This window comes from Bradyrhizobium sp. LTSP885, assembly GCF_000938305.1.
Lineage (GTDB): Bacteria > Pseudomonadota > Alphaproteobacteria > Rhizobiales > Xanthobacteraceae > Bradyrhizobium.
Genome location: NZ_JYMT01000024.1, coordinates 1 through 15,466 on the forward strand (window position 1 = coordinate 1; position 15,466 = coordinate 15,466).

At 64.8% G+C, this 15,466-nt stretch carries 14 protein-coding genes and 1 tRNA gene; 8 read left to right on the top strand and 7 right to left on the bottom strand.

Going from position 1 to position 15,466, the window contains the following annotated elements:
• Window positions 1-1,883: acetate--CoA ligase (gene acs / locus UP09_RS16460; RefSeq protein WP_044539295.1), on the bottom strand; the 1,883-nt coding region annotated here is incomplete at its 3' end.
• A gap of 199 nt (window positions 1,884-2,082) precedes the next feature.
• On the opposite strand from acs, the gene UP09_RS37020 reads away from it, so the two are divergent.
• Window positions 2,083-2,595, top strand: coding sequence for a DUF2059 domain-containing protein (locus UP09_RS37020; protein WP_052833121.1), 513 nt, complete (start codon window positions 2,083-2,085; stop codon window positions 2,593-2,595).
• 277 nt (window positions 2,596-2,872) lie between these two features.
• Window positions 2,873-4,018, top strand: coding sequence for a DNA topoisomerase IB (locus UP09_RS16470; RefSeq protein WP_044539296.1), 1,146 nt, complete (start codon window positions 2,873-2,875; stop codon window positions 4,016-4,018).
• Window positions 4,019-4,173: 155 nt separating this feature from the next.
• On the opposite strand, the gene UP09_RS16475 is transcribed toward UP09_RS16470, so the two are convergent.
• From UP09_RS16475 to tsaD, 4 genes are all read right to left on the bottom strand, one after another.
• Entirely contained in the window at window positions 4,174-4,587 is a 414-nt protein-coding gene (locus tag UP09_RS16475; protein ID WP_044539297.1) for an EVE domain-containing protein, read from the bottom strand.
• A gap of 105 nt (window positions 4,588-4,692) precedes the next feature.
• Complete coding sequence (locus UP09_RS16480) at window positions 4,693-5,805, bottom strand: alpha/beta hydrolase (RefSeq protein ID WP_044539298.1); 1,113 nt, start codon at window positions 5,803-5,805, stop codon at window positions 4,693-4,695.
• Between the two features lie 132 nt (window positions 5,806-5,937).
• A complete protein-coding gene (locus UP09_RS16485; protein ID WP_044539346.1) occupies window positions 5,938-6,915 on the bottom strand; it encodes an NAD(P)H-dependent glycerol-3-phosphate dehydrogenase in 978 nt (325 codons plus the stop codon).
• Window positions 6,916-6,928: 13 nt separating this feature from the next.
• Window positions 6,929-8,002, bottom strand: a complete 1,074-nt coding sequence (gene tsaD / locus UP09_RS16490; protein ID WP_044539347.1) for a tRNA (adenosine(37)-N6)-threonylcarbamoyltransferase complex transferase subunit TsaD — start codon at window positions 8,000-8,002, stop codon at window positions 6,929-6,931.
• Window positions 8,003-8,131: 129 nt separating this feature from the next.
• Between tsaD and UP09_RS16495 the strand changes: the two genes are divergently transcribed.
• From UP09_RS16495 to UP09_RS16510, 4 genes are all read left to right on the top strand, one after another.
• Window positions 8,132-8,866, top strand: a complete 735-nt coding sequence (locus UP09_RS16495) for a uroporphyrinogen-III synthase (RefSeq protein ID WP_044539299.1) — start codon at window positions 8,132-8,134, stop codon at window positions 8,864-8,866.
• Between the two features lie 119 nt (window positions 8,867-8,985).
• Window positions 8,986-10,200 carry a hypothetical protein gene (locus UP09_RS16500; RefSeq protein WP_044539300.1) on the top strand — a complete coding sequence of 405 codons (1,215 nt, stop codon included), beginning with the start codon at window positions 8,986-8,988 and terminating at the stop codon, window positions 10,198-10,200.
• Between the two features lie 20 nt (window positions 10,201-10,220).
• Window positions 10,221-11,966 (top strand): heme biosynthesis protein HemY, encoded by a 1,746-nt coding sequence (locus UP09_RS16505; protein WP_044539301.1) that lies wholly within the window; start codon window positions 10,221-10,223, stop codon window positions 11,964-11,966.
• A 100-nt stretch (window positions 11,967-12,066) separates the two neighbouring features.
• Window positions 12,067-12,142: transfer RNA gene (locus tag UP09_RS16510), tRNA-Thr, on the top strand.
• Between the two features lie 183 nt (window positions 12,143-12,325).
• Here UP09_RS16510 and UP09_RS16515 read toward each other — a convergent pair.
• Window positions 12,326-13,099, bottom strand: a complete 774-nt coding sequence (locus UP09_RS16515) for a hypothetical protein (RefSeq protein WP_044539302.1) — start codon at window positions 13,097-13,099, stop codon at window positions 12,326-12,328.
• A 157-nt stretch (window positions 13,100-13,256) separates the two neighbouring features.
• A complete protein-coding gene (locus UP09_RS16520) occupies window positions 13,257-13,628 on the bottom strand; it encodes a hypothetical protein (RefSeq protein ID WP_044539303.1) in 372 nt (123 codons plus the stop codon).
• A gap of 73 nt (window positions 13,629-13,701) precedes the next feature.
• Here UP09_RS16520 and UP09_RS16525 point away from each other — a divergent pair, with 73 nt between their 5' ends.
• Window positions 13,702-13,932 carry a hypothetical protein gene (locus UP09_RS16525; protein ID WP_044539304.1) on the top strand — a complete coding sequence of 77 codons (231 nt, stop codon included), beginning with the start codon at window positions 13,702-13,704 and terminating at the stop codon, window positions 13,930-13,932.
• 359 nt (window positions 13,933-14,291) lie between these two features.
• Window positions 14,292-15,404 carry a metallophosphoesterase gene (locus UP09_RS16530; RefSeq protein WP_044539305.1) on the top strand — a complete coding sequence of 371 codons (1,113 nt, stop codon included), beginning with the start codon at window positions 14,292-14,294 and terminating at the stop codon, window positions 15,402-15,404.
• Window positions 15,405-15,466: the final 62 nt, after the last annotated feature.

Genomic DNA, 15,466 nt, shown 5'->3' on the forward strand with positions numbered 1-15,466 from the left:
GTCGAGGTGTCGCCGAGGGTCGACGGCTCGTCCTCGGCGATCTTGCGCAGGATACGGCGCATGATCTTGCCGGAGCGGGTCTTCGGCAGGCCGGGCGCGAACTGGATCAGGTCCGGCGAGGCGATCGGCCCGATGTCCTTGCGGACCCAGGCGACCAGCTCCTTGCGCAGCGCCTCGGACGGCTCGGTGCCCTTCATCAGGGTGACATAGGCGTAGATGCCCTGGCCCTTGATGTCGTGGGGGTAGCCGACCACGGCGGCTTCCGAGACTGCGGGATTGGCGACCAGCGAACTCTCGACCTCGGCGGTGCCCATGCGGTGGCCGGAGACGTTGATGACGTCGTCGACCCGGCCGGTGATCCAGTAATAGCCGTCGGCGTCGCGGCGGCAGCCGTCGCCGGTGAAGTACTTGCCCTTGTAGGTCGAGAAATAGGTCTGCTCGAACCGGGCATGATCGCCATAGACCGTGCGCATCTGGCCCGGCCAGGATTTTGCGATGCAGAGGTTGCCGGAGGTCTCGCCGTCCAGCACCTTGCCGTCGGCATCGACGATTTCGGGCACCACGCCGAAGAACGGCCGGGTTGCCGAGCCCGGCTTGAGTTTGGTTGCGCCGGGCAGCGGCGTAATCAAAATGCCGCCGGTCTCGGTCTGCCACCAGGTGTCGACGATCGGGCAGCGCTCGTCGCCGACCACGCGATGATACCATTCCCAGGCTTCCGGATTGATCGGCTCGCCGACCGAGCCGAGCAGCCGCAGCGATTTGCGCGAGGTCTTCTTCACGGGATCGTCGCCGAACTGCATCAGCGCGCGGATCGCGGTCGGCGCGGTGTAGAAGATGTTGACCTTGTGCTTGTCGATCACGTTCCAGAAACGGGAGTTGTCCGGGTAATTCGGCACGCCCTCGAACATCAGCGTGGTCGCGCCATTCGCGAGCGGCCCGTAGAGGATGTAGCTGTGGCCGGTGACCCAGCCGACATCGGCGGTGCACCAGTAGATGTCGCCGTCGTGATAGTCGAAGACGTATTGATGCGTCATCGAGGCGAACACGAGATAGCCGGCGGAGGTGTGCAGCACGCCCTTCGGCGTACCGGTCGAGCCTGACGTGTAGAGAATGAACAGCGGATCCTCCGCGTTCATTGGCTCGCACGGGCACTCCGAGGTCACCATCTCGGCGGCCTCGTGATACCAGAGGTCGCGCGTCGGGTTCATATCGATCGCACCACCAGTGCGCTTCACCACGACGACCCAGTCGACGCCGCCGCTCTTGGCAATGGCCGCGTCGACATTGGCCTTCAGCGGCACCTTCTTGCCGCCGCGCAGGCCTTCGTCGGCGGTGATGATCACCTTGGATTCGCAGTCCTTGATGCGCTGGGCGAGGCTGTCGGGCGAGAAGCCGCCGAACACCACCGAGTGAATGGCGCCGATCCGCGCACAGGCCAGCATCGCGTAGGCGGCCTCCGGAATCATCGGCAGATAGATCGTGACGCGGTCGCCCTTCTCGACGTTCCTTGTGCGCAGGATGTTGGCCATCTTGCAGACTTCGTCGTGCAGCTCGCGGTAGGTGATGTGCTTGGACTCGGAGGGATCGTCGCCCTCCCAGATGATCGCGGTCTGGTCGCCGCGCGTCTCCAGATGGCGGTCGATGCAGTTCCAGGCGACGTTCAGCTCGCCGTCCTCGAACCATTTGATCGAGATGTTGCCGGGCGCGAAGGAGACGTTTTCAACCTTGGTGAAGGGCTTGATCCAGTCGATCCGCTTGGCCTGTTCGCCCCAGAAGCCATTGGGGTTCTTGACCGAGTGCGCGTACATCTCGCGATATTTGGCGTCATCGACATAGGCGCGCTTGGCCCAGTCGGGCGACACGTCATAAATCTTCTCGGACATCGTTTCCTCCACTCATTGCCGTTCGCAAACGACGCGGCGGCAAGCCGGCTTGATCATTGCTCGGATTATGCGTTGCCGCATTCCGGACGGGCAAGGAAAAAGGGCCACCAGTTTTGTCGTGCAGAAACGATCAGGCGCGTCCCTCCTGTTCCTGCGTGTGATAGAACGGCATACCGCAACGCATCGACGAGAGAAACCTATGCTCCATCGCCTGCTCCGGGTCACTGGTCTCTTGGTCGTAGTGATGGCGCTCGCAGCGCCGCTGGCCCGCGCCCAGACGGCCGCGCCGTCGCCGTCGCCGGAGGCGCTGGCGGTCGCGAAGGAATTGGTTGCTACCATCCACCTCGCGGACCAGTTCAAGGCGTTGATGCCGACGATCATGAAGGGCCTCAAGCCCGCCATCGTTCAGGGCCGCAGCGACGTCGACCGCGACTACGACGCGCTGACACCGGTGCTGCTCGAGGGGTTCCAGGCCCGTTACGACGAATTGTCGGAGGCGGTCGCGATCATCTACGCCAACAATTTCACCCCGGACGATCTGCAGGCCCTGATCGCCTTCTACAAGAGCCCGGTCGGCCAGAAATTCCTGCAGAAGACACCTGTCGTGACGCAGCAATCCCTGCTGGCTGGCCAGAAGTTCGGCCAGTCGGTGGCGGCGGACATGCGGCAGCGGATCATCGAGGAACTGCGCAAGAAGGGACACGACCTCTGACCTGATCGCGCGGCCATTTGTGGCCGGGAGCGTCGGGCAGGCGCCATTTGAGCGGTTCCAGCCGTCAATTTGCCGTGTCGAGGTCAGGCTGACGTCAACGTTATCGGCCGAATGGCACCCATGAAAGGTAATTAGAAACCGTTACCGGATGATTCGTGACTCGCAAAGTCGGCCAACACCCCCTAAATGGCCTCCCCGGGGCCAGACGGTCCATCCGGAACGAAGCCAGAAGAAGCGGCATTACCGGAGAGCAGGCAGAACAGGGCGTCTTGAGCAGATGATGGATCAGCAGAATAGCGCGGCTGTGCGGCCCGTTTCCGCCGATCCTGCTGTTGCCCTGGCGAAGGCGCTGGGCCAGTGGCCGAAGCAGCCAGCGAAACTCGCCACCGCCGCCATCAAGACCTCGGTTGAAGACATCGCCCGCGACCTCGGCTTGCGGCTCGGCGACCAGAACGAGCTGACCATCCGCCGCATCAAGCGCGGCAAGAACTATTCATTCGTTCGCGCCAACGGCTCGCGGATCCGCGATGTCAGAACCATCCGGCGGCTGCACTCGATGGCGGTTCCGCCGGCCTATCGCCAGGTGCGCTACTCCAGCGATCCGAGCACGCATCTGCAGGCGGTGGGCCGCGATGCCGCCGGCCGGCTGCAATACCGCTACCATGCCGATTGGGAAAAGGTCCGCGAGCAGCGCAAGGCGCATCGCCTGGCCAAGCTCGTGGCCGCGCTGCCAAAAATCCGGCGCAAAATCTCGGCGTTTCTGTCCGGCGACGAGCCGACGCGCGAATTCGCGCTGTCGGCCGCGATCGAACTGATCGCGCGCACCGCGATCCGTCCCGGCAACGAATCCTATGCCCGCCTCAACGGCACCCGCGGCGCCACCACGCTGCTGAAGTCCAACGTCACGCTGGAAGACGACAGCCTGGTGCTGACCTTCAAGGCCAAGGGTGGCAAGGCCGTGCGCAAGGAATGCGACGCCGCCAAGCTGGTGCGCGCGATCGGCATCCTACGCGCCGTGCCGGGCAAGCGCATGTTCCAGTACCACGACCGTTCCGGCGTCGTCCGCGCCGCCTCGACGACGGCAGTGAACGCGTTCCTGCGCGAGATCGCCGGCATCAAGATCTCGCTGAAGGATTTCCGCACGCTGATGGCATCGGCTGTCGTCGTGGAGTCGTTGTCGCGGGTCACGCCTGCGACCAGCGAGCGCGGCCGCAAGCGCCAGGTGCTGGATGCGATCCGCGCCGCGGCCGACCAGCTTTCCAACACGCCGGCGATCTGCCGCAAGAGCTACGTCCACGACACCATCGTCACCGCCTTCGAAGACGGCATCCTCGAACGCTTCGCCGCGACGATGAAGGGCTACCGCACCCAGTCCAAGCGCGAGCAATTGCTGGCGCAGGTGGTGATGGCGGCGGGGGCGTAATCTCTTCCCTTCTCCCCTTGTGGGAGAAGGTGGCGCGGACGTAGTCCGCGACGGATGAGGGGTTCTCTCCGCTTGTGAGGCTGTGCCCAGGGGGCGCGATACCCCTCACCCCGCTTCGCTTCGCGAAGCGACCCTCTCCCACAGGGGGAGAGGGCTCAAAGCCCACCCATCTTGCAGACGGCCTTCCATTCTTCCGCCGTCACCGGCTGCACCGACAGCCGCGAATATTTCACCAGCGCCATCTCGGCGAACTTCTTGTCGGCCTTGATCGCGGCCATCGTCACCGGCGTCTTCAAGGGCTTGTCGGCCTTGATGTCGACGCAGACGAATTTGCCGGTCTTGTCGGACGGATCGGGATAGGCCTCCTTGACGATCTCGGCGATGCCGACGATCTCCTTGCCCTCGTTGGAATGATAAAAGAACGCCTTGTCGCCCTTCTTCATGTTGACGAGGTTCTGCCGCGCCGTGAAGTTGCGCACGCCGGTCCAGGCTTCGCCCTTCGCGCCCTTGGCGACCTGCTGGTCCCACGACCAGACCGACGGTTCGGATTTCACCAGCCAGTAGTTCATCGCAACTTACCCTGTTCTTGTCATTCTCGAACGCCGATCGCGCCGCGATGTTATAGGCACGCAGAGATCATAGACAAGCATCGCCGCACATCGTTTGCGACGGCCTTATTGCTTCAGATACCTGTCGAAGAATTTGGCGATGTCGGTGAAGGCTTCCCGGGTCTCGGGCGCATCGACGTTGAACTGGTACTGGGCGTGAGACATCCCCTCGTAGACGTTGAGATCGGCAATGACGCCGGCACGGCGCAATTTGCGATGGGTACGAACCGTGTTGCTGAGGAACAGGTCGCGCGTGCCTGTCGTCAGGATCGTCGGCGGGAAGCCCTTGAAGTCGCCGTAGATCGGCGAGATGTAGGGCGTCTTCAGGTCGGCGCCGTTGGCGTAGAGCTTGGCGGCGCGGCCGAGCCAGCCGTCCCAGGTCACCAGCACATTGTCGACCCACTCATTGCTGGCATAGCTGTCGCCGATCTTGTCGATATCCGACCACGGCGTGCCCGGCGCGATGGCGGCCGGCAGCGGCAGCTTTTCATCCTTCGCCCGCAATACCATCGCGAGCGTCATGGCGCCGCCCGTCGACGTGCCGAAAATAGCGACACGATGGTGTTCGTGCGATTTCAGGACGGCCTTGTAAACCGCCATCGCGTCGTCCATCGCCGCCGGGTAGGGGAAGTCGGGCGGCATCCGGTAGTCGACCGAGATCACCTTGAAGCCGCCGAAGCCCGCCATCATGATGGCTTCCGGCAAGGCCGCCTCGCCGGGACCGAACACGTAACCGCCGCCGTGAACGTGAATCAGCAGGCGCCGCCGGTTCTCGAGCTCGATCTTGTTCGGCGTGACGATGAAGCAGTGCACGCCGGCGATTTTGGTCTCCTCGACCTTGACGCCGAGCTTCGCCTTCATCGCCGGGATACCCGCGATCGAGAGCTTGGCGCGGCGATCGATCAGTTCCTTCCATTCCGCCGGAGTCTTCGGGTCCGCGTTGAAATGCGGCGGATAGGGCGCGCCGACCATCGCCTGCATCTCGGGCGACACGTCATTAGCGGGATTGCCTATCGATTTGAGCGGGGCGACCCGCTTGCCATTGTCGGCATTGGCCGCGGCCTCGCTCTTGGCGAGGTCGTCGTATGGGACGGCTGTTTGCGCGCGGGCGGTGGCAGTTGAGGCGGCGACGGCCAATAGAATGCTGATCGAAACGATGGCGTGATGCGGTTGACGCATGCGTTATCCCCAAGGATCCGTTTCTTGAAAGGATCCGTTTCTTGATTGTTCGACCGGGACCCGGCGGTTCGCCGCCACGCTATTACAGCGCGCACAGGCCGTGAAGGGCCGCCAGCGACGCGGCGATGACGCTCACTCCGCTTTGAACGGCCGCGTCAGCAGGCCCTCGATCGCGGCATCGATCGTGAGTTTGTCCGCAAGGATCGCCGCGACCGCATGTGATACCGGCATATCGACTTTTTGCGAGGCGGCGAGCTCGACCAGGACCGGTGCGGTGAACGCACCCTCGGCGAGCTTGCCCAGCGGCGGCGCCTCGCCGCGGCCGAGTGCGATGCCGAGTGCGAAATTGCGTGATTGCGCGGTCGAGCAGCTCAGCAGCAGGTCGCCCAATCCCGACAGGCCGGCAAGGGTCTCCGGTCGCGCGCCGCAGGCGCGGCCGAATCGCGCGAGTTCGCTGAAGCCGCGCGTGGTCAGCGCGGCGAGCGCGGAGGCGCCGAGGTCGCGGCCGACCACGATGCCGGCTGCGATCGCCAGCACGTTCTTCGCCGCGCCGCCGATCTCGACGCCGCGCACGTCTGACGTGTGATAGGGCCGGAAGGTCGCCGATCCGAGCGCCTGCACCAGCGCGCTCGCTATTGCCTCATCCTTCGCAGCGAGCGTCACCGCGGTCGGAAGTCCACGCGCGACATCATCGGCGAAACTCGGCCCCGACAGGATGGCGGGCACCGCCTGCGGTGCGGCTTCCGCGATCACCTCGGTCATGAATTTGTGCGTGCCATGCTCGATGCCCTTGGCACAGGCGATCACGGGCGTGCCGCGTTTGACATGCGGAGCAAGATGGCTGACGGCCGCGCGCAGATGCTGCGCCGGGGTTGCGGCGAGAATGATGTCGGCGCGCGCGGCGGCGGCGATGTCAGATGTCACGTCGATGCCGGGATCGAGCCGCACGCCGGCCAGCTTTGGATTGATGCGCGTCGCCTGGATCTGCGCAGCGTGCGCGGGATCACGGGCGTACAGCGTGACCTTGCGTCCAGCGCGCGCCGCGACATCGGCCAGTGCGGTGCCCCAGGCGCCGGCGCCGATCACGCTGACTGACATATACGCAGCCATCATAATCCTCGGATCAATGTCCCGCGCGGCTGTTGCCATATCCGGCCGGCGCCTTGGCATTGGCGTCCAGCAGCCAGCGGGCGCGGGGCGGTGCGTCCATCGTGTCGGTCAGTCCGAGCGCCATCCGTTCGGCGCCGGCCCATGCGATCATCGCGCCATTGTCGGTGCAGAGCGCCGGCGGCGGGATGATCAGCGTGGTCTGTGCCCGGGCTGCGACATCCTGCAGCGCGCCGCGAATCGCGTGGTTGGCGGCGACGCCGCCGGCGGCGACCAGCGCGCGCGGCGTGCCGAACTGCTCGTGGAACAGTCTGAGGCCGACGTTCAACCTGTCGGCCGTCGATTCCAGCACCGCGGCTTGAAAACTCGCGCAGAGATCGCTGATGTCCTGCGGCTCCAGCGGCGTCAGCCGGCTCGCTTCGTTGCGCACGGCGGTCTTCAATCCCGACAGCGAGAAATTGGCGTCGGGACGGCCGAGCATCGGGCGCGGAAAGGCAAAGCGCTTGGGATCGCCGCCCTCGGCCGCGCGCTCGACCTGCGGCCCGCCGGGATAGGGCAGCGACAGCATTTTTGCGACCTTGTCGAACGCCTCGCCCATCGCGTCATCGACCGTGGTGCCGAGCCGCACATATTGTCCGACACCGACCACCGCGACGATCTGGGTGTGGCCGCCCGAGGCCAGGAACAGGCAATAGGGGAACGCCAGCGCGCAGGTGAGGCGCGGCGTCAGCGCGTGCGCCTCGAGGTGGTTCACGGCGATCAGTGGCGTGTCGTGCACCATCGCGATCGCTTTCGCGGTGGTCAGGCCGACGATCACGCCGCCGATCAGGCCGGGGCCCGCGGCAGCCGCGACTGCGGACAATTGCGCGAAGCCGACGCCGGCTTCGTTCATCGCTGTGGCGACGATGCCATCGAGCAGGTCGACATGGGCCCGCGCCGCGATCTCCGGAACCACGCCGCCGAAGCGGGCGTGTTCCTCGGTCTGCGAGCGCACGATATTGGAGAGAATCCGCGCCGACCCGTCAGCATCGCGTTCGACCACGGCAGCCGCGGTTTCGTCGCAGGTCGTCTCGATTCCCAACACCAGCATCGGCGGTTCGTGATCCAATTTCGGCCCTTGCGCGATCATCATTAAAATGGCTCTTCCGGGGTAGCATTGCGAGGTCTCAAAGTGCAATCGGGTGCGATGACACATTTCATGCGGCGGGAGTCCTGACCTGTGGCGATCCTTGTCACACGCCCGTCTCCCGACAATGCGGCGACGCTGGAAAATCTGCGCGCACGGGGTTTTGTCGCCCTGCTGGCGCCGATGCTGCGCTTCGAGCCGCTGCCGTTCCATGACGATCATGTCGCCAAATATGACGCTATCATTTTGACGAGCGCCAACGCCCTGCGCGCGGTCGATCTCGCCGGCAGCCGGCTGCTGCGCCTGCCGCTGTTCGCGGTCGGGGCCCACACCGCCGATGCCGCGCAGGCCGCCGGCTTCGGCAAGGTGATCACGGCCAAGGGCGATGCCGATGCGTTGCGCGATCTCGTGCTGGCGCGCGTCAAGGCCGGGAAATTGAAGAAGGCTGCCACACTTCTCTACCTCGCGGGCGCCGACCTGGCGCGCGATCTCGCGGGCGAGCTGGGCGATGCTGGCTTGACCGTCGTCAGCCACACCACCTACCGGATGACGCCGGTCGCAAGCTTCCCGCGGGAGGTCTCGGATGCGTTCATGGCGAACGGGATCACGGCGGTGCTGCATTATTCCCGCCGTAGCGCGCAGGCCTTCCTCGATGCTGTCAGGGCCGATGGGCTGGAGATTTCCGCCTTGGCGCTGCCGCAATGCTGCATCTCGGCATCGGTGGCCTCTGTTCTGCACGATGCCGGCGCTATCAAGGTGACGGTGGCGGCCTCAGCGGACGAGAATGCCCTGCTTGACACGCTCGGCCGTGCCGTGCCTTCCCGATGATTCATTATTCTTTCGTTTGAACATGATGTTAGCCAGTGCCCGATTTTTTGGATCGTGCTCTAAGAACCGTCGCCGATTCTGTTAGAGTATACAGCTGATCGAGTTGAGGACCCCCCGCGATGGCTGAAGACAGGCCCGAGGATAGCGACCCTTCGCCGGATTCCGCCCGGCCTAGGCGTGCGCCGCCGACCATCGATCTCGAGGCGACCGACGTCTCGAGCGAACCGCCGCACGCCTCCGCCGAGGCGGCTTCGCCTGAAGTCGCGGCCGAGCCGGAGCCCGAACCCAAATCTGAGCCAGAATCCGCGGCTGGGCCCGAGGCGGCGCCGGCGTCTGGGCATGTGCCCGAACCGCCGCGGCGGGTCTCGCCCTGGGTGGTCGCGCCGATCTCGGGCGCGGTGGCCGCCGCGCTGGTGATCGGGATCGGCTGGCTGCTCGGCTGGCCTCAGGTCGCGCCCGCTCCTGCGCCGCAGCTCAATGCGGCCGCGCTCGACGGCCTCACCTCGCGGGTCGCCGGCCTCGAATCGAAAGCCGGCAAGCCGGTCGCAGCGGTGGTCGATCCTGCCGCGACAGCGCGGCTGGAGGCGCTGGATAAATCGCTCGCAGCATTGCGCAGCGATCTCGCTGCCACGCGCGCGCAATCCGACAAGCTCGCAGCCGCCGTGAATGATGTGAAGGCCGCGCCCCGCACGGGTGGGGCTGCGCCCGACCTGTCCGGAATCACGGCGCGCATCGACGGGATCGAAGGCGCGATAAAGGCGCAAAACGCCGAGATCGCCAAGCAGGACACCAAGGCAGACGTAAAGCCGGCCGATGACGCACCGTTGCGCCGCGTCGTCGCGGCAACGCTGCTCGACGCCGCGGTCCGCCACGGCGATCCCTTCGTCTCAGCACTCGCCGCGGCCAAGGCGCTCTCCGACGATCCCGCGGCGTTGAAGCCGCTCGAGGCGTTTGCGACCTCTGGCGTGCCTGATACGAACAGGCTCTGCCGCGAGCTGATCGAGATCGTGCCGCAGCTCGTGCCGCCGGAAACCGCAACGGCCAGTGGTGCAGGCCTGGTCGATCGTCTGCAGGCCAGCGCCTCCAAGCTGATCCGCATCGAGCGGACCGATGCCACTGGCACCGATCGCGGCAGCATCGTCGCGCGCGTGACATCGGCCGCCGTGCATAATGATCTCGCGCTGACCGAGCGCGAGTTGAAGTCGCTGCCACCGGCCGATCGCACCGCGGCGCAGCCGTGGATCGAGAGGGTGGACGCGCGCAGTGCGGCGCTCGCCGCCTCGCGAAAATTCGCCGACAATGCCATGGCGGCGCTCGCCTCGGTTAATCAGTAGGTCATTGCAATAGGTCTTTGATGATCCGGATCGTTCTGTTCCTGTTGTTGATTGCGCTTGCTGCGGCCGGCGGGGCCTGGGTGGTCGATCAGCCCGGCGACCTCGTGATGTCATGGGGCGGCCTGCATTTGTCGTCCAAGCAGCCGGTGATCCTGCTTGGCATCATCATCGTCGTCGCGATGATATCAGGCGCGATCCTGCGCATGATTTGGAACGTGCCGGGGCACGTCCGCCGCGGCAGGCGCGAGCGTCGTCACGCCCGCGGCCGCCACGCCATCACGCAAGGCCTGCTTGCGATCGGCCATGGCGATTCCACCGCCGCCCGCGCTCATGCCGAAACCGCGCGACGCCACGCCGCAAACGATCCGCTGGCGCTGTTGCTGCACGCGCAATCGGCGCAGCTCGATGGCGACCGTGCCGGTGCGCAGCGCGCCTTCCGCGCAATGGCCGAGCGCCCGGACACGCGGCTGTTGGGCCTGCGCGGCCTCTTCATCGAGGCGCAGCGCGCCGACGATCCGGTCTCGGCCGTAATGATCGCGGAAGAGGCGCTGAAGGTCTCGCCGTCATCGTCATGGGCGTCGCACGCCGTGCTCGGCTTCTGTTGCGCCAAGGGCGATTGGGCCGGCGCATTGTCGATCCTCGACAACAATCAGAGCTCAGGCTTGATCGACAAGGCGGCCTATCGGCGCCAACGAGGCGTGCTGCTGACGGCGCGCGCGCTGGAATTGGAAACTCTCGATCGCGATCTGTCGCGCGAAAGCGCGAAGGAGGCGGTGAAGCTGGCGCCGACGCTGATTCCGGCGGCGGTGCTGGCTGCCAAATTCGAGAGCGAGGCGCATCAGGTGCGCCGCGCGATGCGCCTCGTCGAGACCGCGTGGCTGGCGCAGCCGCATCCTGATTTGGCCGACGCCTATGCGCATGTGCGGCTCGGCGATTCCGCGCGCCAGCGCTTGGTGCGGGTCGAGACGCTGGCGGCCAAGACATCCGGCCATATCGAAGGCGCGCTGGCGATCGCCCGCGCCGCGATCGACGCCTCGGAATTTGCCAAGGCGCGGGCGGTGCTGGAGCCGTTCATCGGCGCGCCGACCCAGCGCGTCGCGCTGCTGATGGCGGATCTCGAGCGCACCGAGCATGGCGACAGCGGCCGGGCACGGGCCTGGACGATGCGCGCGGTGCGCGCGCTGCACGATCCGGTCTGGACCGCGGACGGCTATGTCTCGGACCGCTGGCGCCCGGTCTCCCCGGTCAGCGGCCGGCTCGATGCCTTCCAGTGGCAGACCCCGGTCGCGGCGCTCCCATCGGACAAGGGCAGCACGATCGAGCCCTCGCCCTTCGAGGAGGCGATGCTGGCCCCGCGCCGGGTCGAGCCGCCCAGGGAGGCATCCAAGGAACCGCCTAGGGAATTGGCCAGCGAGCCGCCGGTGGCAGCGCCGGTTGAGCCGGTCGAGGTCAAGCCGATCGAGCCGGAGCCGCCAGCCGCCCAGGACAACGCCCCGGTGCCGGTTCTCGAGGCCGAACCAGCCCCGGCCGTATCAATCCCACCCCCAGAATCAGCCCCTCCGGCACCAGCCCCCTTGTTCCGCTCCCGGACCGACCTGCCCAAGGCCGCCCCAGCGCCAATTCCCGCCGTCATCCCCATCATCCGCGCCCCCGACGACCCCGGGATCGACGAGGATGGCCCGGTTGACGAATTCGCGGAACAAATCGGCCCGCCCAAGGCCCAGGCCGGCGGCTGGAAGGGATTTTTGTCGCGGTGGGGGAGCTAGTCAGGGTTCACACGGGCCCGGCTTTTTCTTGCCAATCGGGGCCATGCCCGATATCAGGTGGCACGCGTTTGAGAGTATCAAACGGCGCTGCGTTTGGTCCGCCGCAATAGCTCAGTTGGTAGAGCACGTCATTCGTAATGACGGGGTCACAGGTTCGAGTCCTGTTTGCGGCACCAGCACTTAGCCGGTTTTAGGCACTTTCGAAAAGTCATCGAGGGTAGCAACGGCAAACGGCCGGCCATGCTGGATCACTTCGCCTAACCGGGTTCAAACGAATGCGCGATTGCCGGACGAGGAGTACGTAGCTGGCAGTTTGATCAGAGCAGGCCGCAACTGAGGCGCTGATCGCGCACCGCCCATTATCGCTTCCCTGCACGTTTTCGGATTGTGGTCGAGGCACGCTTGCCGATTGCCTTGAGAACTCGCGTACCGCCAACCAGTGCGGCGACGACGGTGGTGCCCACAGTCATATTAGCTCCGGCCCATCCGAGTGCAGCAACCCCAGCCGTCAGAACCGGTATCCTAAATGCCCAGTCGATTGCTTCGTCCTCGTTTGCCTTCCACCACCGACTAATTCCATCGCCGACGCTCTCGATGGCCTTAACGGCTTTACTCAGCCTTACGGGATGATTGCGATCAGCTTCGAGCGCCGCTAACGCATCTGCTATTCGAGCGAACCCGTCAGCGAAGATTTTCAGAAGCTCGCGCTGCTTTTCATAGTCTTTCACCCTGTCCGGATCGTTCGGACGTTCCGCGTCGAGCCGATCAATTTCATTCAACGCCATCTGCGCAAGCGATTTTGATAGAACAAGCAAGTCTTGACGGTCTTGCTGGATGCGCTGAGTGATCTTGGCGGAGACTTGGAGAGTGTTGGGGGCAGCGGGATTGCGATCGACATCGAAAAGCCGTTCGTTGGCAACTTCAATCATCGCAGTGAGCGCCCGAAGAAAATTTTCAAGCTTCGGATACCGCCTGTCTCTGATCAGGGTTGCGAAGAACGCATCTCCCAACTCGGCACGCTGTGCTAGCTCGGGGTTCGAAATGTTGAGGACGTCGGAGGCGCTGTTCGCAAGCTTGTAAAATCGCTCGCGCTCGTCGTCTCCGTAAGAACCGGCAGAAACCCGTATCCGCAATGCACTAGCCTCCGATCGAAGCTTCCTGACCTTTTCGATCGTGTGCAGTTGGGTCGGATGAAGGCGCACTGTCGTAACAGGCTCCGTTACCTTACGGGCCTCCGGTCTTCGTCTCTTTCTTAGACGTGGCACCACTCTTCACGTCCTCGCCATGGCTTCAGACCTCTTCAAGCGCGTCGAGCTTCTTTTGGATGGTGTCCCGAGCGAGTAGCAACGCGGCCTTCACGTCGGCAAGTTCGTTTTCAGCATGAGCCAAGTCGAGCGCTTCAAGCGCCTCGGTGAGGCTATCGATTACGGACTGCACGGCAAACCGCGTCATGTAGGGACCGGGCGGAGGCAAGTCGGCCTCTGGCGTGGGTTGCGCGTTCGGGTACGCATTGTCACCGGTAGCGATCTCACCGATGCGTCCGCCATTGACGCCGAAATAGGACGCGATGTCGTGCTGTCGATCGCCGCGAGCAAGCATGCCCTTCACGACGCACGTTTCCCGGTAGCCCAGACTAATCCCGCTTGTCGGCGCTCTGGCCATCGCGTCCTCCTCGCGTTCAAGTTGCCGGGAATGTACAATGGAACCCAGGTTTGGGAAGAGAGGGAAACCACGGATGAGACCGAAAAAGAGCGCCGACGAACTGGCAGCGTTGATCAAGGAGGAAGTGCGTAAGCATCCGGACTGGAGCCACATTCTCGACGTATCGATTGACGCGAGCCATCGGCCGGCCCCGCAGGCCAATTGGCTTGCGAACTTCGTTACGGACGGCCCGCGCACGGCCGGCGCAGCGCTGCCGTTCGTCCAGCGGCTGGCTGGCCAGTACGATTGTTCAGAGTTTGCTTAGAGCGGGCGCGCCCCGGCCTATGCGCTTGCCGCAGACTTCACCCCGCGTGCCGCTGCGAGGCCTTGCCGGCGCGTCTCTTCGGTCACGATCACGCGGTCGGGCACCGTGCACATGTGCTTACGCACGAACGCCGCCTGAGCATCATCGCGGCCCCAAAGCACATTCGTGTGCCTGTCGCACCACATCCATGTTCATCGCCTTGACGATCTTCGTGTGCTGGACAGCCGGCAGCCTATTCGCGTACCGGGGATCACGCGAGGCGACGAACAGCTTGTCAGGCGACAACGGCAGACGATGATTTCGCGGACGAAGGCCGTAGACTCGCCTCGAACCACAAAGCGTTCTGCAAGGAGCATCCAATTCCCAACCTCATAGTGACCCTGCCCAGTCTGCTGGTCATCACCCGCTTCATCTGGCCGCTGGCGCTCCCGATACCGATCAAGATCATCCTGGCTGCCGCGATGCTCGGCGTTTCGCAGTATCATTTGTGGAGCAGGCTCTCTTCGGGATCGATGTTCGCACCCGAGTTTCCGCGCGCGATCGTCATCCTCTTCAATTGGGCGTTCGGGACGATCCTGTTTCTGGCGCTGTTGCAGGTGCTGCTCGACGTCATCACACTGCCCGCAGCGCTGCTGTATGGGGTGACCGTATCAGATACCGTCAGGTACATGATCGCTGTCATCGCGGCTTTGACGGCTGCGATCGGCGTGCGTCAGGCGACGCGCGTGCCGCCGCTCCGCGACATCGAGATCGGCATCGCCGGATTGTCGCCCCGGTTCGACGGCTACACGATGTTGCAGCTCACCGATCTCCACATCAGCCGCCTCTTTCCGACGGCCTGGGCCCGCGCCGTCGTCGAGCGGGCAAACGGCCTCGGCGCGAACCTGATCCTGATCACGGGCGACCTGATCGACGGCGACCTCGCGTCGCGCCGCGCCGACGTGGAGCCGCTGCGGGATCTGCGCGCTGTGGATGGCGTCTATGTGATCCCCGGAAATCACGAATACTTCTTCGACTACCGCGCCTGGATGGCACATTACGCTGATATGGGCATGCGCGTGCTCTCGAATGAACATGTCGTGCTCGATCGCGACGGCGGAAAATTGGTCATTGCCGGCGTCACCGACAAGTCGGCGCCGCGAACCGGCAACCCTGGCCCGGACCTTGCCGCAGCCATCGCCAACGCTCCCGACGGTGCGCCCGTCATTTTGCTCGACCACCAGCCGTTGAACGCGCGGAACGCTGCCGCGCATGGTGTCGCGCTGCAACTGTCGGGACATACGCATGGCGGAATGATCGTCGGACTCGACCGCCTGGCCGCGCGCGCCAACAACGGCTTCGTTTCGGGGCGGTACGAGGTCGACGGGATGACGCTCTACGTCAACAACGGTACTGGCCTTTGGCCCGGCTTCGCGCTGCGGCTCGGCCGCCCGTCAGAGCTGACGCGTATCACGCTGCGCCGGGCGACGTGATGCACCTCACACCTCGATCGCCGCCGCTGGCCTAACCTCCCGGTCATCAACGGGAGACGCGA